Origin of the sequence: Burkholderia sp. JPY481 (assembly GCF_038900515.1) — a bacterium.
In the GTDB taxonomy this organism is placed as follows: Bacteria; Pseudomonadota; Gammaproteobacteria; order Burkholderiales; family Burkholderiaceae; genus Paraburkholderia; species Paraburkholderia youngii.
Genome location: NZ_JAYMRT010000012.1, coordinates 122,834 through 143,690 on the forward strand (window position 1 = coordinate 122,834; position 20,857 = coordinate 143,690).

Below are 20,857 nucleotides of genomic sequence, written 5' to 3' on the forward strand. Positions count from 1 at the left end.
CGTGCCGCTACCTGGCCGCCAGTGCGGGCTTGCTGCCAAGCAGCGCCCACTGTCCGTTCTCGACGACGAGATTGACGCTTATTACACCGATCACGCGTCGAGTCGCCGGATCGAACGTCGCCTTGCCGAAGACGACGCTCGGCACGTCATGCAACTTCGCGAGCGCATCACGCACGCCATGGCGATCGAGTCCGCCGGTGCGCAACGCGTAAGCGGCAATGATCGTGGCGTCGTAGGCGAACGCATTGAACGCGTCGGGCTCGTGATGATATTTCGCCTGGAAGTCGCGAACAAAGCGCTGGACTTCAGGGCTCCGGTCACCGGGGAAAAAGCTCGTGTTGGTGGTCACGCCGTTTACGGCATCGCCGCCGAGTTCCATGAATTTCGGCGAGTACACCGAACTCGCCGCGACGATCGGCAGCGTGATGCCGCCCGTGCGGGCCTGACGCACGATCTGCGCGCCGTCCGAGTAGTACGAAATCAGCACGAGCGCGTCAGGCTTGGTATCGCGCACGCGCAGCAGCGTCGCGCGAAAGTCCTTATCGGTGGGCTGGTAACCTTCGGTCGCGATTACCTGCGCCCCCCGTGCGGCTGCTGCCTTCACGAACACGTCCTTGCTCGCGCGGCCCCAGTCGGTGTTCTGGAACAGCACGGCGACTCGCCTGAAGCCCTGCTTGACGGCCAGATCCGCGAGCAGCGGTTGCGCATCCGCCTGGCTGACCGACGGACTCCAGATGAAGTCGCCGCCTTTCGTGAAGTCCGGGTGCGAGTTGGTAAAGCCCAACTGGACGAGGCCCGCGCGTTGATAGATCGGCGAGGCCGCCATCGAAGCGGGGCTCGAAAAGTCGCCGAGTTCGATCAGGATGCGCTTGTCGTCGACGAACTTCTGCGCAATCGCGACCGCCTGGCGCGGATCGCTCTGGCTGTCTTCGAACACGTACTGCAGCGGATGGCCGTCAATGCCGCCGTCGTGGTTGATTTCATCGAGCGCGAGGTCGAAGCCGGCTTTCCACTGTGCGCCGTATTGCGCGTTCGGACCCGTCAGCGGTCCGCTGACGCCGAAGAAAACCGGCTCGCCGCTGGCAGGCGCCGCAGAAGAAACGGCGGAAAGCGAGAAAACGATTACCGCGCCGGCGAGCGTGAAAAGTCGCCGGTGCAGCGCGGAGAAACGCGAGGCATACATGACGGATTCTCTCGTAGTGAGTGGGACTGCAAGTCTCTAACGCATCGCATCGTGCGGCAACGAAGCGATTGTCATATTCATTCGCTGGGGACCGCACTACTGCGAAGTCGACGCGGCGGCCCCGGTCAAGCCGGAAACACCGGTTCGCCCAGCGTCAGCATCAAGCGGTTGGCCCAGGCAAAGATCGCAATCGCGTGGCTGAGATCGAGAATCTGCGCATCGTCGAGCCCCGCGCGGCGAAGCGCATCGAGCGATTCCGGCGTGAGCGCCTGCGGCTGCAACGTGAGATCGATCGCGTAGCGCACGATGGCGCGCTCGCGTTCGGTCGTACCCGCCGTTTCAGGCGCGGCGAAGATCTGCTGGATGACGTCCTCGCGCTTCGCGAGTTGCTGGAAACGCTGCGCATGCACCGACGCGCAATACACGCATCCGTTCACACGCGAGACCACCGTGCTCGCGAGCTCGCGCTCCGCTCGCGACAATCCGCCCGGCGCATACATGATGCTGTTGAACGCGCCTGATCGTTGCCGCAGGATTTCCGCTTGGTGGACCAGCAACAGGTAGTAATCGGAAGTCTTCGCTTGCGGGTGGCTCGCTTCGAGTACCGCGGTCTGCTCGGGGGATGCCTGTTCGAGCGCGACTGTATCGAGCCATGCGGACCAGCCGAGGGTCTGCGTCGTAAAGCCGTGATCGGAACTCATGCTCGTGCCTCCAATGCGCGCAACGCGGCGACCACCCGCACCTGGTACGTGACGAACGCGACGAGCTGCGATAGCGCGACGATGGCGCGCGTCGTGAGGCCGGCAGCCTGCAGTGTTGCGAGCGCCGGCTTTCCGGTCGCGGCGGGACGCAGCGTCAAGGCTTCCGTGTGACGCAGGATCGCGACGAGCCGCTGGTCCGTCGTTGCCATCGACGCGGCGGGAACCGCGCGCTGTGCGGCGATTGCATCGAGAAGCGACCTCGTGGTTTCAGTTTGCGCGTCAGCCGCGGCCGCCAGTGTCAGCAGACGCTCGCGATATGCGAGTGCCGTCTGCTCCGAATTCGACAACAGCGCCGCATACCACGCCGCAAAGAGGCGTTCGCGAAGCGTCAGATCGGCGACATCGGTCGAGAAGAGCGCGTCGTGGCTGCCTTGCGTATAACGCGTCGCGTCGCCGCGAAACGCGCGCAGAGCCGCGGTCGCGCCGTCGGGCGCCAATCCCGCGAGTTGCGCGACGAAGTCATCGGCTATGGTGGCGGCCGATAGGGAATCAGCGGATGAAGACATCAGATGTGGGTCCATTAGAGGGCAGCGTTGTCGGCGGCCACCGTGCCGGCAGTGGCATCGGCGTCGTCCCATTCGTCTCCCGCGAGTTCCGCGGTGTCGAAGGCTTGCAGCGCCGCGTAGTGCGTATCGCGGTCGGCGTCGAACAGCATTGCGGCGATCGCGCGCGCGAGCCGCTGCGCGCCGTCGCTGATCGCGGGGATGTCGCCGGCGACCTTGCCGTGCGTCAGACTGGCTGCGTGATTGAAGCAGTGGATGCGCGCGAGCGCCGGGCAGGCCCCGGGAACGCGTTCCTGGAAGGCGAAGTTGCGGTCGAGGTCCGGCGAGCTGGCGAGTTCTTCGTTCGGCAATTCCGCCGCCGGTGTAAAGCGGTCGCGCCAGCGGCGCACGTGCGGCGCAATGGGCGCAAACTCGTCGCGCGTGTCGATTTCCGAGTGAAAGCCGGTCGCGAAGATCAGGTAGTCGAGGGTGTATTGACCTCGGGGCGTGTCGACGACGATCGTGTCGCCTTCGTGGCGCAACCCCGTCAGCGGACTCGCCAGGTGCAGGCGCGCCTGCGCGTGAGCGGCGACCCGCAGCACGCTGTCGCGCGGCGGTGGAGCCTGCGTTTGCGCCGAATAGTGCAGGAAGCGCCACTTCCAGGCGTCGGGCAGATTCGCGAACCCGTGAACGAGACCGGGACTACCGATGCCGGTCAGCTTGTTGATACGGGGCAGCGCGGCGCGCCGCACGAATAGATCGACTCGCCCGGCCCCCGCCTCGAGAGCGCTCGCGGCGTTGTCGAACGCGGATGCGCTCGCGCCGACCACACCGACTCGTTTGCCGCGCAGCGCGGCAAAGTCGATCGGGTCCGACGAGTGCGCGCGCAAGTGCCGCGGAATGTCGCGGGCCACGTCGGGAACGTACGGGCCGCCAAGTCCTTCACGGCCGGTCGCGAGCACGACATGACGAGCAAGCACGGTTTCGCGCCGCGCGTCTTTGCGGTCGTTGACCGCTCCGCGCAACAGCACGAGTTCGATCAGACCGTCGCTGCGCGTCTGCAGTTTCTCTACGCGCGTGTCATTGGAGACCGGCAGATCGAGCACGCGCCGATACCAGCGCAGGTAGTCCATCCATTGCACGCGTGGAATCTTGTAGAGCGCGTGCCATTGTTCGCGGCCGAACTGGGCCTCGTACCACGCGCGAAAGGTCAACGCGGGCAAGCGCAGTGCGGGCCCCGTCAGTTGCTTGGGCGAGCGCAGCGTCTGCATTCGCGCGTAGGTGATCCACGGTCCTTCCTGACCGGCCGGCGCCTGATCGAAGAGCCGCTGATTGTCGATGCCGAGCTGGCGCAATTCGGCGCTCGCGGTCAGCCCGGCCATGCCGGCGCCGATGATGGCCACATCGAGCACACGTTGGCCGGCCGATGTCCGCGCGGGCACCCACGAAGGCGCGGGAAGCTCGAGCCAGGCGAGATCCTCGCGAAGCCGCGCTTCGAGCGCGTTCAGTCCGGCAGCGGCGTGGAAAGGAGTCGTTGCGCTCATGCAGTGGTCCCGATGTCGCGGTGAGTGAAAGTGGGCGATTGGGCGGCGGTTTGCGCTCCATCCGCCTGGTCGTGGGCAACCAGCGCGCCATGCCGTGACGCTGCGTGACGCATGGCTCCGGGCAGCAGCCCGTGCGATACCTCCGCGAGCGCATCGATCATTGCGTTGACGTCGTCGCTGCGGGGACGGCCGGAAAGCGTGACGACACCATACAGAAACGGAATAGGCACATCGAGCGCTTTGACCTCGACGTCCGCGACGCGCATGCCGAACGCGGTCACCGGATCAACGATGGCGACGCCGAGCTGCTGTTGCGCGGCCATCATCGCATTGAGCGACGCATTCGTTTCGAGTGCAACGTGAAGCGCGACGCCGGCCTCGTCGAATGCGCGATCGATGCGGCTGCGCAGCCGATAACGGTTCGCCAGCGTGGCGACCGGCTTGCCCGCGAGCCACGCGAGTCGCAGCACGGCCTCGTGCGCGAGCGGATCGTTTCGGTGCAGCACCGCGACGCAGGGCGCCTCGATGATGTAGTGCACGTCGAGCGCCGCATGATCGAGCGGCAATGTCGCGATGCCGATGTCGGCCGAACGTGACAGCAACGCCTCGACGACCTGCTCGGCGGACGCACTGCGCAATTGCGTGTCGACCCGTGTGCCTGCCTGCGCGAGCTTTGAGATTGCACGTGGCGCCAATGTCGCGGCGAGCGCGGGTGTCGCAACGACGCGCAATGGCATGGTCTCGTCGCGGCCGATCGCCCGCGCGCTGGCCTCGATAGCGGCCAGGCCGATCAGTGAGCGCTCGACTTCGCCATAAAGCCGGAACGCGCGGCTCGTCGGCGTGACGCGAGGTCCTTTACGGTCGAACAACGCGTAGCCGATCTCCTGTTCGAGATCCTGGATTGTTCTCGTGACGCCGGGTTGCGAGCGGCCGAGCATACGAGCGGCCCCGGTCATACTGCCCGTCGACATGACTGCGGAGAACGCTTCGAGTTGATGCAACTCCATGCAATGCCTCATCCATGTGATGGGTGCATTTTATGAGCGCTTGAATGCGCAATTCTTATAATAAATTCCGCTATGTAATTGATGAAAACGACGAATCGCCGACGCCTATGTACTCAATAGCGGTCGGTTGACTACGATCATCGATCGCGGAAAAGTGCCTGAAACAAGGAGTTTTTTGTAATCCGATCCTGTACCGAGGGCGCTTCTAAAGTGCTTCGGCATTCGTCGTCAAAAGCTTTGCCAATGGAATGGAATAAGCTTCGTCGCGTATCTTCGTTGGCCCGCGTCCGCGCGACATGGTTACATGGCCTCACTCAATTCGAATGCGTGAGACCTGTATGGCGATTCTGTGGAACAACAAGCGTGGCGCGATCCGCTCACTGCTTCACCTGGCCGGCGCGCTGGCGCTGGCAACCTGCGGCGTGATGCCCGTGGCGCACGCGGCCGATCCTTACTGGGTCGGCGTGACCGGACCGCTGAGCGGCCAGGATGCGCAGTACGGCGAGCAATGGAAGCGCGGCTTCGATCTCGCGCTCGATCAGATCAACGGCAACGGCGGCATCAACGGCCATCCGCTCAGCTATCAGTTCGAGGACAGCCGCAGCGATCCGCGTCAGGCCGTAGCCATCGCACAGAAGTTCGCCGACGACAAGCGCATCCTGCTGGAACTGGGGGATCTGTCGAGCGGTGCGTCGATGGCCGCGTCGCCGGTGTATCAGCGCGCGGGTCTCGTGCAGTTCGGCTTTACGAATTCGCATCCCGACTTCACGAAAGGCGGCGACTATATGTGGAGTACCGCGATCAGCCAGGCCGAGGAACAGCCGCTGCTCGCGCACTATGTGACCAAAGGACTCGGCTTCAGGAAGATCGCCGTGCTCTATCTGAACACGGACTGGGGTCGCACCAGCAAGGACATCTTCGCAAAGGCCGCGAGCGCGGACGGCGCGCAGGTCGTCGCGGCCGAAGCGTATCAACCGAACGAGAAGGATTTTCGCGCGACGCTCACGCGCGTGCGAAGCGAACAGCCCGACTCAATCGTGCTGATCTCCTACTATTCCGACGGTGCCCAGATCGTTCGCCAGGCGCGAGCGGCCGGTGTGAGCACGCCGATCGCGGCGGTCGGCTCGGTGTATTCACCCAAATTCATCGATCTTGGCGGCCCTGCGGTGAACGGCGTCTACACCGAGTCGAACTTCTTCCCCGGCGATCCGCGTCCTGAAGTACAAAGCTTCGTGCAGCGCTACCGCGCCAGATACGGCGCCGATCCGGACACCTTTGCCGCGCGCGCCTACGACGCGATGATCCTGTCGGGCGAAGTGATTCGCCGCTACGGCGCGGATCGCGCGGCCGTGCGCGACGGCTTTGCGAAGATCAGCGATGTACCGAGCGTGATCTTCGGCAAGTTCAGGTTCGATCCGCAGACGCGCCGCGTGGCAGGCGCGAAGAATCTCGAACTCGTCGTGAAGGACGGCAAATTCGCTCTGTGGGATGGGGCGAGCGCCGTGCATACGCCATGACCGCCTGGTTCGACTACACGGTCAACGGCCTGATCGTCGGCAATATCTATGCGCTGCTCGCGGTCGGCCTCGCGCTGATCTTTGGCGTATCGCATCTGATCAATTTCGCTCACGGCTCGGTGTATATGGTGGGCGGCTTCATCGGCTGGCTATGTCTGACGCGGCTCGGCTTGCCGCTACCCGTGGCGCTGCTCGCGACGGTCGCGGGCTGCGCGCTGCTCGGCATCCTGATCGAACGGCTTGGCCTCAGGCCGCTGCAAGGCGCGGCCCGTATTGCGCCGCTGCTCGCCACCATAGGTATCAGCTTCGTGCTCGACCAGCTCGCGCAGATCGTGTTCGGGCCCGATCCACGTCCTGTGCCGAGTTCGCTGCCCGACTGGACGCTATCGCTTGGCGGGGCCGCCATCGGCTCGCTCGATCTGCTGATTGCGGCAATCGGCATCGGCGCGGCGGGCATGCTTTACCTGTTCCTGCGCTTCACGCGGCTCGGCTGGGCGGTGCGCGCGACCGCGCAGGATCGCGATGCCGCGCAGCAGATGGGTGTCAATGTGAATGCCGTGAATCAGGCCGTGTTTGCGATCGCCTGCGGGCTCGGCGGCCTGAGCGGCTTGCTCGTCGGCATGTACTACAACAGCATCGATCCGGCGATGGGCTTTCAGGCGACGTTGAAGGGCGTCGTCGCCTTGCTGATCGGCGGCCTGGGGAACGTGCCCGGCGCGATTGCCGGCAGCTTGCTGCTCGGTCTGGTCGAGAGCTATGGGGTCGCGTTGTTCGGCACCAGCTATCGCGACCTCTTCGCGTTCGTGCTGCTGCTGGTGTTTCTCGTTTGGCGGCCAAATGGTCTCTTCAGCGCCAGCCGCCGGTTGCCGCCTGAGCCGCTGACCGGCACGTTTCTGTCGAACCGCCGCGCGCTGCACGTTGCTCGTCGCACGATCGTGGCACTGGTGGCGTTCGCCTTCGTGCTGCCGCTCGTCGTGCCGTCGTCGTACGTGCTGCAGACGCTGACCAACGGCTGGATCTATGGGCTGTTGGCGCTCAGTCTGACGCTCGTCGCGGGCACGGTCGGGCAGATTTCATTAGGGCATGCGGCGCTGCTGCTGATCGGCGCTTATGCGTCGGCGCTGCTGTCCGTCAATCTGGGCTGGTCGCCGGCTTTGACGATTCCGCTCGCCGGCCTCATCACCGCGGCGATTGGCACGGTGCTGATTTACCCGTCGTTCAGGCTGCGCGGCCACTATGTGTCGATTGCGACGCTTGGCATTGGTGAAATCATCGGCCTCGTGGTGCTCAACTGGGACAGCCTGACGCGCGGTCCGGTGGGCATCACCGGCATTGCCCCGCTGTCGCTGTTCGGGTGGCAGTTGACGGGCGTGCGCGCCGTCTACTGGTTCACGCTCGCGGTGCTCGTGCTGCTCGCACTGCTGCAGGCGCGGCTCCTGAACTCGCACCTGGGCCGCACGTGGCGCGCGATCCGCGAGGACGACGTGGCGGCGCGCGCGTATGGCATCCGCCCCAATCGCTACAAGGCGATCGCGTTCGCCTGCGGCGGCCTCGCGGCTGGCATCGGCGGCGGGATCGCCGCCCACCTGTACAGCTATATCAACTATCAGACCTTTGACTCTCAAGTGTCGATCCTTGCGCTGACGATGGTCATTCTCGGCGGTCTCGGCAGCGTGATCGGTGCGGTCGCCGGTGCGGTGGCGCTGATCAGCCTGCCGGAACTGTTCCGTTTTGCCGCCGACTACCGGATGCTGATTTACGGCATGATTTTGTTGCTGCTCGTGCGCTTCCGGCCGCAAGGGCTGTTCGGTTCGGTATGACGGAGGCGACCATGACATCTTCTTTGCCACGCGGCACGGATATCCTGTTCGACGTGCGGCGCGTTACGCGCCGTTTCGGCGGTCTCGTGGCTGTCGACGAGGTGAGCCTGTCGGTTGCGCGCGGCGAATGCGTGAGCGTGATCGGTCCGAACGGCGCCGGCAAATCCACGCTGTTCAATCTGCTGTCCGGTATCGACGCGCCGGACGCCGGCGAGGTGAGATTCGCCGGCGAAGACGTGACCGGCATGGCGCCCGAGCAGCTTGCCGCGCGCGGCGTCGCCCGCACGTTCCAGCATGGACGGGTATTCGGCAATCTGAGCGTGCTCGATAACGTGCTGATCGGCGCGCACGCAAGGCTTGCGATGACGCGCTGCGGCTGGCCGGTGGTGGGGGCATTTGCGGAAGCGTTGCGCGCGCTGATCGGGCCTGCATCGGTACGTCGCGAAAACGCCGCGCTGCGTGAAGAAGTGACGACGCTGTTGGCCCGCTTCGGTACGCGCCTGTCGCCGCGACTCGATCAGCCGGCGCACAGCCTGTCCTATGCGAACCGCCGGCGTGTCGAGATAGCGCGTGCGCTAGCGCTGCGGCCGCGCATCCTTCTGCTCGACGAACCGACCGCCGGCATGAACGAGTCCGAAACCGCCGAAATGCTCGAACTGATACTCGAACTCAAGCGCGACGGGCTCACCATCCTGCTTATCGAACACAAGCTGGACCTGGTGATGCAGCTTTCCGATCGCGTGCTCGTGCTCGAAGACGGCCGCAAGATCGCTTCCGGCCTGCCGGCCGAGGTGCGCGAGGACCCCGCCGTGATCGAGGCCTACCTTGGACACCGTCAGGTCGGCGCGGCTGCCGGCCGCAACGAAACGGCGGCAGCATGAAGACATCAAATCTGCATCTGCTTGCGCCGAACCCATTAGCCTCCACACAAGCCGCCATGACCGAGCCGCTGCTGAAACTCGAACAGATCGACACGTTCTACGGACAGATCCAGGTGCACTTCGGCGTGAATCTCAGCATCGGGCGCGGCGAGATCGTCAGCCTGCTGGGCGGCAATGCGAGCGGCAAATCGACGGCGATGAAGGTGATTCTTGGACTGCACAAACCGCGAGCCGGCACCATCAGCTTCGACGGTAAGCCGTTGAACGGTCTGCCGACTTCGCAGATCGTGCGGCGAGGCATCGCTTCGGTGCCGGAGGCCCGGCGGCTTTTCGGCGACATGACCGTGCGCGAAAACTTGCTGATGGGCGCGTTCACGCGCAACGACCGCGCGGGCATCGGCGAGGACTACGAACGCATGCTCGAACTTTTTCCGCGCGTGAAAGAGCGGCTGACCCAACGGGCCGGCACGCTTTCCGGCGGTGAACAGCAGATGCTGGCGATGGCGCGCGCGTTGATGAGCCGCCCCGCGCTGGTCTGCATGGACGAGCCGACGATGGGCCTGTCGCCGTTATACGTCGACAAGGTGCTCGACCTGATCCAGACCATCAACCGGCAGGGCATCACGTTCTTCATGGTCGAGCAGAACGCGAGCCTCGCGCTGCAGATCGCGCATCGTGGCTACGTGCTGCAGACGGGGCGCATGGTGTTGTCCGGCACCGCGAGCGAATTGCTCGGCGACCAGCGCATTCGCGACGCTTATCTCGGCGGATCGCTGGCGGCGCAGACGGCGTCGTGAGCGGCGCCGGATCGCCTGGTGTTTCGCTCGCCGCGCGACGCTATCGATCGCGTCGGATCGACGGGTTTGCTACCAGTTCGATGATGGCGCCATGGGCGAGCGTACGCTCGAGGCGCCGCGCGGCGCCATCGACGTACGTCTCCAGGGCGACCGCGAAAACCCCTTCGCCGCGCGAGGCGAGGTGGTGCCGAAGGTCAGCGGCAAGACCTTCGGCTGGCGGACGGGTTTCGCGGGCCGGGCTTGCAAGCGTGAGCGTCGTCGCGCCAAGCGACAGGATCGCCAATGCGACGTCGTAACCAGGCAGCGGCGCGCGCTGCACGTCGGGTTCTCCGAGCAGCGCGCGATATCGTGCGAGGCTCGCATCCAGGTCGTGCACCGCGAGCGTAATGTTCGCGACGCCGTGCGCCCCGTTCGCATGATGGCGAACGTCGCCTTCGGCCACGCGCAGGTGGCGCGGCGTCACGTCGCCGCACAGGAACGGCAGATCCGCGCTCGACGGCTTGCCGATCTGCCATTCGAGGCGCTCGCCATCGGGACGCAGACGTCCGCCGGCTAGGGGGCCGTCGTAAGCGAGACCTCGTTCGCGTGCCGCGGCGATGGTGCTGGCAACCGATTGCGGCAGCAGCGCGTAGTCGACGAAACCATCTCCTATGCGACGGCTAGCGTCCCACCAGCGATGCTCCGGTGCGTCGCGCAGAAAGGCGATGAGTTCGACGTAGCTGCCATCGGCGAAACCGATCAGCGCGTTATGTGTGGCGCCGTCGGCGTGCGTGCCGCCGCGTTGCACGGTGAAGCCAAGCGTAGTGAAATCGGCGATGGTCTGCTCGAGATCCTGCACGCGGATCACGATGTGGTCGATTGAAAGAGACATGACGAGCGAGGTCCACAGTAGGGTGGTCCGAGTATGCGAAGCCTGCCGCCAAAACGCTAGTAATGGATTGTCGATTGCATAGCGCCGCAACTGGATTAGGCTCCGTCGCGCAAGATGCGATCGGACTGCTCGATGAGGAATCCGTCTTTCTTCGGTGGCGTGCTTTGCATATGCCGAACGATTGGTTCTTTTACTGCGACTGCGGCTTTATCGTAAGCGCTGCACGAGCGGCAAGCCGCTCGGTACTTTGACGCGGCCAACGTGACTCGGCCGAAGCACCAGGATATGAATTACATGGCACGGCTGAATCGACGCGACTTTCTGATTTCCTCAGGCGCTGCTCTCGCGGCCGCCGGCATGCCGGCACGCGTGTTCGCACAAGGCAGCGCAGCATCGGTGCCGAAGCGGGGCGGCACGCTGAATATGCTGATCAATCCGGAACCGCCAGTGCTGGTGTCGATCTTTCAGACCACCGGGCCCGCTCTGGTCGCGAGCTCCAAGGTGCTCGAAGGCTTGCTCGCATACGACTTCGATCTGCGTCCACGGCCGCAATTGGCAACCGCGTGGGCAGTCAGTCCTGACGGCTTGAAGTACAGCTTCACACTACGCGAGAACGTCAAATGGCATGACGGGCAGCCATTCACGTCGACGGACGTAGCGTTCTCGATCGAATTGTTGAAGACGGTGCATCCGCGCGGACGCAGCACTTTCGCCAATGTCACGCGCGTATCGACGCCGGACGCCCGGACCGCGGTGATCGAATTGTCGAAGCCGGCGCCCTATCTGTTGAAGGCACTGTCGGCCGGTGAATCCCCAATCGTTCCAAAGCATCTGTATGCGTCGGGCGATCCGCTGTCCAACCCGCACAATAACGCGCCAATCGGCACCGGGCCGTTTCGCTTCAAGTCGTGGACGCGCGGTGCCAGCATCGTCTATGAACGCAATCCGGACTACTGGGATGCCGGCAAACCGTACATCGACAGTCTCGTACTGAAGGTGATTCCCGACGCCGCCGCGCGATCCGCCGCGTTCGAGACAGGCGCGCTCGATCTGGGCGGCGAAAATCCAGTACCGCTCACCGATTTGCCGCGCCTCACTCAATTGCCGCAGCTGGTTGTCGAAACGCGCGGCTATCGGTTCCTCGAACCGCTGTCCGAGATCGACTTCAATCTGCAACATCCGATCCTCGGCGACCTGCGGGTGCGCCAGGCGATCGCGCATGCGATCAATCCGCAAGTGGTGCTGCGCACGGTCGCGTATGGCTACGCCGACTTGTCGCCGACACCGATCACGCCGGGCTCGCCCTATCACGACGGCAAACTCGCACCGTACCCGTTCGATACTGCCGCCGCCGAAAAGCTGCTCGACGCGGCCGGCTATCCGCGCAAGGCGGGCGGGGTGCGCTTCGGTCTCACGCATGATTTCCTGCCGTACGGCGACATGTACCGCCGCCAGGCCGATTACGTGAAATCGGCACTCTCTCGCGTTGGCATCGACGTGACAGTGCGCTCTCAGGACCTGCCCGCTTTTCTGAAGCGCGTGTATGCCGACCGCCAGTTCGATTTCACCAGCATCGGCGTCAATACGCTATTCGATCCGAGCGTCGGCGTGCAGCGGCTCTACTGGTCGCAGAACATTCGGCCGGGCGTGCCGTTCTCGAACGCGCCGCACTACAGCAATGCCGAGGTCGACCACCTGCTCGAGAGCGCCGCGATCGAAACCGACGAAAACAAACGCGTCGCGCTTTATCAACAATTCCAGCAGATCGTCTATCGCGAGCTGCCGATTCTCAACCTCGTCGCACCTCGCATGGTCACGCTCGCGAACCGGCGCGTTCACAACCATACCGTGTCCGCGCAAGGCCTCGAAGGCAATCTGGCCGACGTCTATCTGAGCGCATGACAGGAGCGACACGATGAGCAGGGGTTTGCGTTTTGCCGCGATCGCGCGGCGTACCGCGTGGCAGGCGCTACCGACGGTGATCGGTATCGTGATCCTGAACTTTTTCCTGCTGAAGCTGATGCCGGGCGACGCCGCGGATGTGCTGGCCGGCGAAGCCGGCTCGGCGACGGTGGAAACGATGCAGGTATTGCGCGCGAAGTTCGGCCTCGATCAACCGGTGCTGCACCAGTTGTGGTCGTACCTCGCTCATCTGTCGCACTTCAGTCTGGGCTATTCGCCGCGCTACGACATGCCGGTGATGCAACTGATCCTCTCGCGCCTGCCTAATACGCTGCTGCTGATGGGCGTCGCGCTATCGGTCGCGATCGTCGTGGGCGTAGTGCTCGGCGTGGTGATGGCGCATTGGGCCGGCAGATGGCCCGATCGCGTGCTGTCCGTCGTGGCTATGCTGTTCTACTCGACACCCGGCTTCTGGATCGGTCTGCTCGCGATCGTGCTGTTCTCGGTGCATCTGGGCTGGTTGCCGAGCGGCGGCAATATCACGCTCGGCGCGCAGCTTCACGGCGCCGCCTACGTGATCGATGCGCTGAAGCACGTGCTGCTGCCTGCCGCGACGCTGGCGACGTTCTTCATCGCGATCTACGCACGGCTTACGCGCGCGGCGATGCTCGAAGTGCAGCGCCAGGACTTCGTGCGTACCGCGCAGGCCAAGGGCTTGCATCCGTGGCGTGTGACGGTGCGGCATGTCCTGCGCAACGCGCTGATGCCGCTCACAACGATGGTCGGCATTCACTTTGGCACCTTGCTGGGTGGCGCCGCGGTGACCGAAACGGTGTTCAGTTGGCCAGGACTGGGCCGCCTCGCGCTCGATGCGGTGATGGCGCGTGATTTCAGCGTGCTGCTCGGCGTGCTGCTGCTGTCGTCGATGCTCGTGATCCTGGCGAATGTGCTGGTCGATCTTTTGCAGGCGTGGCTCGATCCGCGCGTCGCGTGATCGCACGCACCGGCGATTTCTCCCCCAAGGCATACATGGCTTCCGACTCTTCCAATCTGGTTTCCACGCCGCCCGAACCGCGTGCTTCCACATGGCGGCGTCAGCTTGGCGGCGCGCTATTCGGTTTCCGGCGCGACGGCGCGGCGACTGCCACGAACCACGCTCCGCACGGTGCGGCGGGGCTCGGCGTGTGGCGCGCGCTGCTGCGCAATCGCTCGGCGCTCGGGGGTTTCGCGCTGCTCGCGGCGTTCATCGCGCTTGCGCTGGGCGCGGGACATCTGTTTCCGGGCGATCCGCTCGATATGGTGGCGGCGCCGTTCGTATGGCCGGGCACCGATCCGCAATACTGGCTCGGCACGGATTCGCTCGGACGCGACGTGGCCGCCGGCATTGCGCACGGCGCGCGCGTGTCGCTGCTGATCGGCGCGAGCGCGGCCAGCATCGGGCTCGTGATCGGTACGCTGGTTGGCGCGACGGGAGGTTTCTTCGGCGGGGTGATCGACGATGTGCTGGTGCGCATTACCGAACTCTTTCAAACCGTGCCGTCTTTTCTGCTGGTCATCGTGATCGTCGCGATTGGTCATCCGAGCGTGACGATCATCGCGCTGGCGATCGGCATTGCGTCATGGCCCACCGTTGCGCGGATCGTGCGGGCCGAATTTCGCAGCCTGCGCCGTTCGGACTTCGTGCTTGCCGCGCGCAGCCAGGGCTTCAGCAACGCACGCATCATTTTTGGCGAGATTCTGCCGAACGCGTTGCCACCGGTGATCGTGACCGCGTCCGTGATGGTGGCGAGTGCGATCCTGATCGAGTCGTCGCTGTCGTTTCTCGGCATGGGAGACCCGAACGTGGTCAGCTGGGGCGGCATGATCGGCGCGGGCCGTGACTCGTTGCGTACCGCCTGGTATCTGACGGCCGTGCCAGGTGCCGCGATTGTTCTGGCGGTGCTCGCGCTGAACCTGCTCGGCGACGGTCTGAACGACGCGCTCAATCCGCGCCTGCGGGAACGAGCTTGAAGAGCCCGCGGCTCACGCGGCTCACAATGTAATCGAGGACGCTCTGTGGCAAACCTGCTTGAAGTACGCGATCTGCGCGTCAGTTTCGGCACGCACGAAGCGGTGCGCGGCCTGAGTTTCGACATCGCGCAAGGGGAGACGCTGGCGCTCGTCGGCGAATCCGGTTGCGGCAAATCGGCAACGGCGCTGTCGCTGATGCGTCTCGTGCCCGCGCCGGGACGCGTGACGGGTAGCTTGCGCTTCGATGGCCATGAGCTGCTCGACCTGTCGCCGCGCGAAATCCGCCAGGTCCGCGGCCAGCAGATTTCGATGATTTTCCAGGAGCCGATGACGTCGCTCAATCCGGTGCTGTCGATTGGCGCTCAGATCGTCGAGACCTTGCGTCAGCATGAAGATCTGTCGAAGGCGGCCGCGTTAAAGCGCGCCGTCGAATTGCTCGAACTCGTGCAGATCCCCGAGCCGCAACGCCGGGTGTTCGACTATCCCCACGAGTTGTCCGGCGGGCAGCGGCAGCGGGTGATGATCGCGATGGCGGTGGCATGCCGCCCGCGTCTGCTGATCGCGGATGAGCCGACCACGGCGCTCGACGTCACGATTCAGGCGCACATTCTCGAGCTGCTCGACGGTTTGCGGCGGGAGCTGTCGATGTCCTTGTTGCTGATCACCCACGACCTCGGCGTCGTCGCGAAGCATGCGGATCGCGTGGCCGTGATGCTGGCGGGCGAAAAAGTCGAAGAAGCGCCGGTCGCCCGGCTCTTCACGCAGCCGCAGCATCCTTACACGCGGGGTCTGCTGGGCGCGTCGCTGAATCTCGCGGACGATCTGCACTATCGCGGCTGGAAGCTGCCGGAAATCCGTCATGGCATCGCCGAAGACGGCGGGCCTTCCTTTACCGTGCTGCCGCGCTCGCCGCGCGCCGGGCTCCATGTGGCGGATGTCAAAGCGGACGCGCACAGCAATGCGTCATTGGAAGGCAACGCAGTGAGCGCCACGCCGTTGCTCGAATTGCAGGATCTGCGCGTCGACTATCCGCAGCGGCGCGGCCAACCCGCACTGCACGCGGTCGATGGCGTGTCGCTGACGATCGCGCGCGGCGAGACGGTCGGCCTGGTGGGCGAATCCGGCTGCGGGAAATCGACGCTGTCCAAAGCGATCCTGCGGCTCGTGCCGGCTACCGCGGGAGCAATCCGCCTGCGAGGCACCGATCTCGCGCCGCTGGGTGAACGCGAATTGCGGCCGTTGAGGCGCCATGTGCAAATGGTGTTTCAGGACCCGTATTCGTCGATCAATCCGCGCCGCACCGTGGCCGAGATTCTCGACACCGTGCTCGTGGTGAATCGGATCGGTAACGCCCAGCAGCGCCGCACACGCATCGCCGCGATGCTGGACCGCGTCGGCTTGCCCAGTTCGGCGCTCGGCCGCTATCCGCACGAATTCTCCGGCGGGCAGCGGCAGCGCATCGGCATTGCGCGGGCACTGGTCCTCGAACCGGATCTGCTGATCTGCGATGAACCGGTTTCCGCACTCGACGTGTCGATTCAGGCGCAGATTCTCAATCTGCTGGTCGATCTGAAGCGCGACCTCGGGCTCGCGTACCTGTTCATCTCGCATGACCTGTCCGTGGTGCGCTACATCGCCGACCGGGTGCATGTGATGCAGGCAGGTCGGATCGTCGAAAGCGGAGACCACCGCGATATCTGGCGTGCGCCGCAGCATCCCTACACCCGTACGTTGCTCGACGCGATTCCGGGCAAGACCTTCGACGACGCGCGGGCGGCTTGACCTCACCCGTCGCGCGATGGCGACGGCCTACGCCCCATATCCGGGCGGCACGACAAAACCGCCATACGCTTGTTCAAGCAAATGCGCGAACGCGATCGGCGTACGGTCTTCGAGCCACGGGCCAACGGCTTGCGCACTGACGGGCAAGCCGTCGTCATCGAGACCGAGCGGAAAGCTGGTGGCCGGCAACCCCGGCAGCACGGGCAGACCCGCCCAATGAAAGAAATCGAGGAAGCGCACGTCCCGCACGCCGTCGTCGAAGGCGACCGGATAGGTGCGCTCGTCTTTCGGCTCCTGATGGTTGTGACGGAACGCGGCGACCGGAGCGACCGGCGTGACGATCACGTCGAATGCTTTGAAAAGCCGCTCCCACTGGTGACGCAATGCATGGCGTTGCTCGTCGGCTTTGAGCCAGTCGCGGTGCGCGAGGTATGGCGCCCTCAGCCACGCGGCGTCGGCGCTCTCGTTAGCGGGGGCAAGCGCCGCGAGGCGTTGTCGAGCCGCTTCGCTCGGCACAGGCGGTTCGGCGAGCGACGAGCCGAGCAGCGTCCGGTACAGCGCATGCGCACGCACCAGATCGGGTAGGAGCCCCTGCGGCAGATCGGCGGGGCGGCTTACATACACGCCCTGCGTGCGCAACCGCTCGACCACGCGCTCGATCACGAGGCGCTCGGACAGGCTGCGTTGCGTGCCTGGCCATGTGTCGAGCACGAGCACCCGGAACTCGGCGAGCCGTGCGTGGCGCGCAGGTGGCAACGTGGCGCGCCATGCCTTGGACGTCAGCGGATCGCGGTTGAGCAGCAGATCCAGTGCGAGTTCGAGATCAGCCGCGCTGCGCGCGAGCGGGCCCGCCACGCTGAGATCGCGTGCGGACGCACGTCCTCTCGGCACACCGCTGCCGGCGAGCGACACGAGGCCGTAGCTCGGCTTATGGCCAAAAACGCCGGTGAAGTGCGCGGGAATGCGAATCGAGCCGCCGATATCCGAGCCCAGTTCGAGGGCGACATAGCCGGCCGCGAGCGCCGCCGCCGAGCCGCCCGACGATCCCCCGGGCGTCCTTTCCAGATCCCACGGATTGCGCGTCAGCCCGTAGACTTCGTTATAGCTTTGCAGATCTGCGAGACCGAGCGGCACGTTGGTCTTGCCAATGATCACCGCGCCCGCTTCACGCAACGCGGCGACGGCGAGCGAATCGCGTTCGGCGCGATTATCCGCGTAGGACGGGTTGCCGACACTAGTAACTAGCCCGGCAACATCGAACGATTCCTTCACTGTAATCGGCACGCCGAGCAGCGGCCGTCGCTCGCCACGCGTAAGCGCCGCGTCGGCTTCGCGGGCGGCGTTGCGCGCTGCGTCGAAGTCACGCGCGACCACGGCGTTCAATACGTCATCGAAGCGCGCGATGCGAGCGAGGCTGTGTTCCAGCAGGTCGACCGCGGAAACGCGGCCCTCGGCCAGCGCGTCGGCTTGTTGCTTCGCGCTCGCAAAGGTCAGCGCATTCAGTAGCGCGGATTTCGGGTCGTCCAGTTCTGGTGTGCTCATTGTTCGAGGCCCTCGTCGGTTTGTCAGGTTTTCGGTTCGATCCAGGTGTCGGAGAAATCGCCGGCGGTCAGGTCAATACTATTGTTCAGGTTGTGCACGCGCGCGTGATACACCTGCAATGCCGAGGGCACCGTAACGAGCGGCAACACCGGCAGGTCGCGGCCGACGATCTGCTGGACTTCCTTGAACGCGGCCGCGCGCCTTGTCTCGTCGGTTTCGGTCGCGGCCGCGCGAAACAACTCGTCCACTTGCGGGTTCTGATAATGCGACGCGTTGATCCAGATCAGCGGATGCCGGACGCCGTCCGACCAGTAGATGCGCTGCACGCCGACGGTCGGGTCATACAACCGGCCGAGACCATTCAGGTTCAAATCGAATTCGCGTGCCGTGTACGCGCGGCGCAAATAGGTTGGCAGGTCGCCGTCGAGAATCGTCGCCTTGATGCCGATGCGCGCCAATGCGGCGCGCAGATACTCCGCCGCGCGCCGAAAATCCGCGCCGCTGATGTAGTTGATCTTCAGCGCGAAGCGTTGACCGTCCGCCTGCTTTGGATAACCCGCTGCGTCGAGCTGACGGTTCGCGGCGTCGATGTCGAACGGATAGTGGAACGTGCTGTCGTCGTAGTAGGCCGCCAAGACGGCTGGCACCGGCGAGTCGACCACACTCGCGCGCCGGTAGAACACGTTGTCCTTGATGAAGTTCCGATCGATCGCATGCGCGATTGCCTTGCGAACCGGAAGCTGCGCAAGCACCGGATTTTCCAGGTTGAATTCGAGGAAGGCCGCGTTGTTCAGGTACGCGTCGTAGCTGTCGTCGATTTTCAGATACGGCACTTTCGCGAGCCGCCCGAGATCGGCCAGACCTACATTGGCCGCGGCGTCGACTTCGCCCGTTTCGAGCGCGGCCGAGATGGATGCCTGGTCGGGCACGATCCGATAGACCACACGGTCGAGATGCGGCGCCCCCGCGCGCCAGTAGTTCGCATTTCTGCGCAGGCTGATGTGACTGCCGCGCACCCACTCATCGAACACGAATGGACCGGTGCCGATCGGCGCGCTCAGATTGGGGCTCGTGAGCGGATCGCCGTCGCCATAGCGATGCTGCGGCACGATCGGCAACTCCGCCGACGACAAAGCCTTGATCAGATACGGCGTTGGTTTGCCGAGTACGATCACGGCCGTCAACGGATCGGGCGTGTCGACGCGTTCGACGTTCGCGAGCGTGATGCGCCCGCGCGGACCGAGACGTTTTTGCGTGAGGATCGAGTAACGCACGTCGGCCGATGTGAAGTTCTCGCCGTCGTGCCACTTCACGCCGGGCCGCAGCCTGAACGTATAGTGCAGACCGTCGGCACTCGTGCTCCACGCGATGGCAAGCAACGGCTGCGGCCTGAACTGCGCGTCATAGCGCAAGAGTCCCTCGGTGATTTTGGCGCTGATGTTGCGGATCACCGTGTTGGTGTCGAGCAGCGACACCAACGACGGCGGTTCCTGTTGCACTGCGTAGGTCAGCGTTCCGCCCTGTACGGGCGCGGCGTTGGCTCCGGCAAGCGCGCTCGACGAAGCAGCGGCGCTGGCCGCATGTGCGAGGCGCACCGAGGAGTCCAGCGCGCCGGCGGACAGAAGCGCCAGTGAGCTCTGGATGAAATGCCGGCGATCTAAGCGCATGGCTAACCCTGTTGAAGCGGCGTCTGGACGGCTTCAACCTCGCCGTGACGCGCGAGGCGACCAAAAAATGGATGCCCCGGATCGTTGAAACCCGGCGTGGACGGATGTCCGCTCGTCACGAGCGAATCGACGAAGGCTTCGTCTTCAGCGTTCAGGCGGTAGGCGAGCGCGGGCAGATAGTCCTGCCACTGCGCCTCGGTGCGAGGCCCGGCGATCGTCGAACTGATGTAGCGGCTATTGAGCACCCACGCGAGCGCGAATTGACCGGCAGAAAGACCGCGGGCCTGCGCATGCTCACGCACGCGCCGCGCCAGTTCGAGCGATTCGGGACGCCACTCGGTCTGCTGCAAGCGCCGGTCGCTACGCCCCGCGCGGGTGTCGGCGCCGGGCGTCGCGCCCGGTTCGTATTTGCCCGTCAGCACGCCGCGCGCGAGCGGGCTATACGAAATGACGCCGAGCCCGTAACGATGCGCCGCCGTCAATTGCTCGGCTTCGGCCTGGCGGTTCGCGATGTTGTAGAGCGGCTGGCTTGCGATAGGCGCGTCGAGTCCGAGCGCCTGGGCGGTATGGCTGAACTCGGCGATCTTCCACGCGCGATGATTGGACAGTCCGTAGTAGCGCAGCTTGCCAGCGCGGATCAGCTCGTTGAGCGCGCGCACGGTTTCTTCGACCGGCGTCTGATGATCTTCGCGATGGATGTACAGCAGGTCGATGTAGTCGGTGCCGAGCCGCTGCAGGCTCGCATCGACGGCGCGCGCGATATGTTTGCGCGACGCACCTCGCGCATTGACGTCGCGCTCATCGAGCGGATTGGCGAATTTGGTCGCCAGCACCCAGCGCTCGCGCTGTGCGGAAATCGCGCGGCCGACCACGCGTTCCGACTCGCCTTTGGCGTAGACGTCGGCGGTGTCGATCGAATTGACACCCTGTTCCAGCGCCTGTTCGATGATACGTGCAGCGGTGGCCTCGTCCGTGGGGCCGCCGAACATCATCGTGCCCAGAGTCAGTGCCGAGACCTTGATACCGCTGCGACCGAGTTGTCTGTATTCCATGAGAGTCGAATTCCGTGAGAGAGTTTGAGGCGAAAGCGT

Annotated in this window: 17 protein-coding genes; 8 read left to right on the forward strand and 9 right to left on the reverse strand. The window is 64.7% G+C overall.

Features of this window, described 5'->3' with window-relative positions:
• Nucleotides 1–7: 7 nt before the first annotated feature.
• The 5 genes from VSR82_RS25995 to VSR82_RS26015 form a co-directional block, all read right to left on the reverse strand.
• Nucleotides 8–1,183, reverse strand: a complete 1,176-nt coding sequence (locus tag VSR82_RS25995; RefSeq protein WP_498858214.1) for an ABC transporter substrate-binding protein — start codon at nucleotides 1,181–1,183, stop codon at nucleotides 8–10.
• 125 nt (nucleotides 1,184–1,308) lie between these two features.
• Nucleotides 1,309–1,884: a peroxidase-related enzyme gene (locus VSR82_RS26000; RefSeq protein ID WP_498858215.1), complete on the reverse strand. Its 576-nt coding sequence runs from the start codon at nucleotides 1,882–1,884 to the stop codon at nucleotides 1,309–1,311.
• A complete protein-coding gene (locus tag VSR82_RS26005; protein WP_429463535.1) occupies nucleotides 1,881–2,450 on the reverse strand; it encodes a CMD domain-containing protein in 570 nt (189 codons plus the stop codon). The genes VSR82_RS26000 and VSR82_RS26005 overlap by 4 nt, the downstream gene beginning before the upstream one ends.
• 14 nt (nucleotides 2,451–2,464) lie before the next feature.
• Complete coding sequence (locus tag VSR82_RS26010; RefSeq protein WP_429463537.1) at nucleotides 2,465–3,970, reverse strand: NAD(P)-binding domain-containing protein; 1,506 nt, start codon at nucleotides 3,968–3,970, stop codon at nucleotides 2,465–2,467.
• Nucleotides 3,967–4,977 (reverse strand): LysR family transcriptional regulator, encoded by a 1,011-nt coding sequence (locus VSR82_RS26015; protein ID WP_410848449.1) that lies wholly within the window; start codon nucleotides 4,975–4,977, stop codon nucleotides 3,967–3,969. The genes VSR82_RS26010 and VSR82_RS26015 overlap by 4 nt, the downstream gene beginning before the upstream one ends.
• Nucleotides 4,978–5,315: 338 nt before the next feature.
• On the opposite strand from VSR82_RS26015, the gene VSR82_RS26020 reads away from it, so the two are divergent.
• From VSR82_RS26020 to VSR82_RS26035, 4 genes are read left to right on the forward strand one after another with little or no spacing between them, the layout of a single operon-like run.
• Nucleotides 5,316–6,494, forward strand: a complete 1,179-nt coding sequence (locus VSR82_RS26020) for an ABC transporter substrate-binding protein (protein WP_368581557.1) — start codon at nucleotides 5,316–5,318, stop codon at nucleotides 6,492–6,494.
• Nucleotides 6,491–8,314 carry an ABC transporter permease gene (locus VSR82_RS26025; protein WP_429463543.1) on the forward strand — a complete coding sequence of 608 codons (1,824 nt, stop codon included), beginning with the start codon at nucleotides 6,491–6,493 and terminating at the stop codon, nucleotides 8,312–8,314. Before VSR82_RS26020 ends, VSR82_RS26025 begins: the two co-directional genes overlap by 4 nt.
• An 11-nt stretch (nucleotides 8,315–8,325) precedes the next feature.
• Nucleotides 8,326–9,195, forward strand: a complete 870-nt coding sequence (locus VSR82_RS26030; protein ID WP_429463545.1) for an ABC transporter ATP-binding protein — start codon at nucleotides 8,326–8,328, stop codon at nucleotides 9,193–9,195.
• Nucleotides 9,192–9,992 carry an ABC transporter ATP-binding protein gene (locus tag VSR82_RS26035; protein WP_368717440.1) on the forward strand — a complete coding sequence of 267 codons (801 nt, stop codon included), beginning with the start codon at nucleotides 9,192–9,194 and terminating at the stop codon, nucleotides 9,990–9,992. The genes VSR82_RS26030 and VSR82_RS26035 overlap by 4 nt, the downstream gene beginning before the upstream one ends.
• A gap of 40 nt (nucleotides 9,993–10,032) precedes the next feature.
• On the opposite strand, the gene VSR82_RS26040 is transcribed toward VSR82_RS26035, so the two are convergent.
• The gene (locus tag VSR82_RS26040) at nucleotides 10,033–10,863 is read right to left on the reverse strand and encodes a VOC family protein (RefSeq protein ID WP_429463549.1); all 831 of its coding nucleotides are present in this window, start codon (nucleotides 10,861–10,863) and stop codon (nucleotides 10,033–10,035) included.
• Between the two features lie 294 nt (nucleotides 10,864–11,157).
• Between VSR82_RS26040 and VSR82_RS26045 the strand changes: the two genes are divergently transcribed.
• From VSR82_RS26045 to VSR82_RS26060, 4 genes are read left to right on the forward strand one after another with little or no spacing between them, the layout of a single operon-like run.
• Nucleotides 11,158–12,765 (forward strand): ABC transporter substrate-binding protein, encoded by a 1,608-nt coding sequence (locus VSR82_RS26045; protein ID WP_410848454.1) that lies wholly within the window; start codon nucleotides 11,158–11,160, stop codon nucleotides 12,763–12,765.
• Nucleotides 12,766–12,778: 13 nt separating this feature from the next.
• Nucleotides 12,779–13,759, forward strand: coding sequence for an ABC transporter permease (locus VSR82_RS26050; RefSeq protein ID WP_018436397.1), 981 nt, complete (start codon nucleotides 12,779–12,781; stop codon nucleotides 13,757–13,759).
• Nucleotides 13,760–13,794: 35 nt separating this feature from the next.
• Nucleotides 13,795–14,775 carry an ABC transporter permease gene (locus VSR82_RS26055; protein ID WP_429463552.1) on the forward strand — a complete coding sequence of 327 codons (981 nt, stop codon included), beginning with the start codon at nucleotides 13,795–13,797 and terminating at the stop codon, nucleotides 14,773–14,775.
• A gap of 45 nt (nucleotides 14,776–14,820) precedes the next feature.
• Nucleotides 14,821–16,557 carry an ABC transporter ATP-binding protein gene (locus tag VSR82_RS26060; protein ID WP_429463554.1) on the forward strand — a complete coding sequence of 579 codons (1,737 nt, stop codon included), beginning with the start codon at nucleotides 14,821–14,823 and terminating at the stop codon, nucleotides 16,555–16,557.
• A 27-nt stretch (nucleotides 16,558–16,584) separates the two neighbouring features.
• Here the strand turns inward: VSR82_RS26060 and VSR82_RS26065 are convergent, their stop codons facing one another.
• Genes VSR82_RS26065 through VSR82_RS26075 form a run of 3 tightly spaced genes read right to left on the reverse strand, consistent with a single transcriptional unit; the run spans nucleotide 16,585 to nucleotide 20,818 of the window.
• Nucleotides 16,585–18,099: an amidase gene (locus VSR82_RS26065; RefSeq protein ID WP_368581565.1), complete on the reverse strand. Its 1,515-nt coding sequence runs from the start codon at nucleotides 18,097–18,099 to the stop codon at nucleotides 16,585–16,587.
• Between the two features lie 23 nt (nucleotides 18,100–18,122).
• Nucleotides 18,123–19,766 (reverse strand): ABC transporter substrate-binding protein, encoded by a 1,644-nt coding sequence (locus VSR82_RS26070; protein WP_429463556.1) that lies wholly within the window; start codon nucleotides 19,764–19,766, stop codon nucleotides 18,123–18,125.
• 2 nt (nucleotides 19,767–19,768) lie between these two features.
• Entirely contained in the window at nucleotides 19,769–20,818 is a 1,050-nt protein-coding gene (locus VSR82_RS26075; RefSeq protein ID WP_429463558.1) for an aldo/keto reductase, read from the reverse strand.
• Nucleotides 20,819–20,857 lie beyond the last annotated feature (39 nt).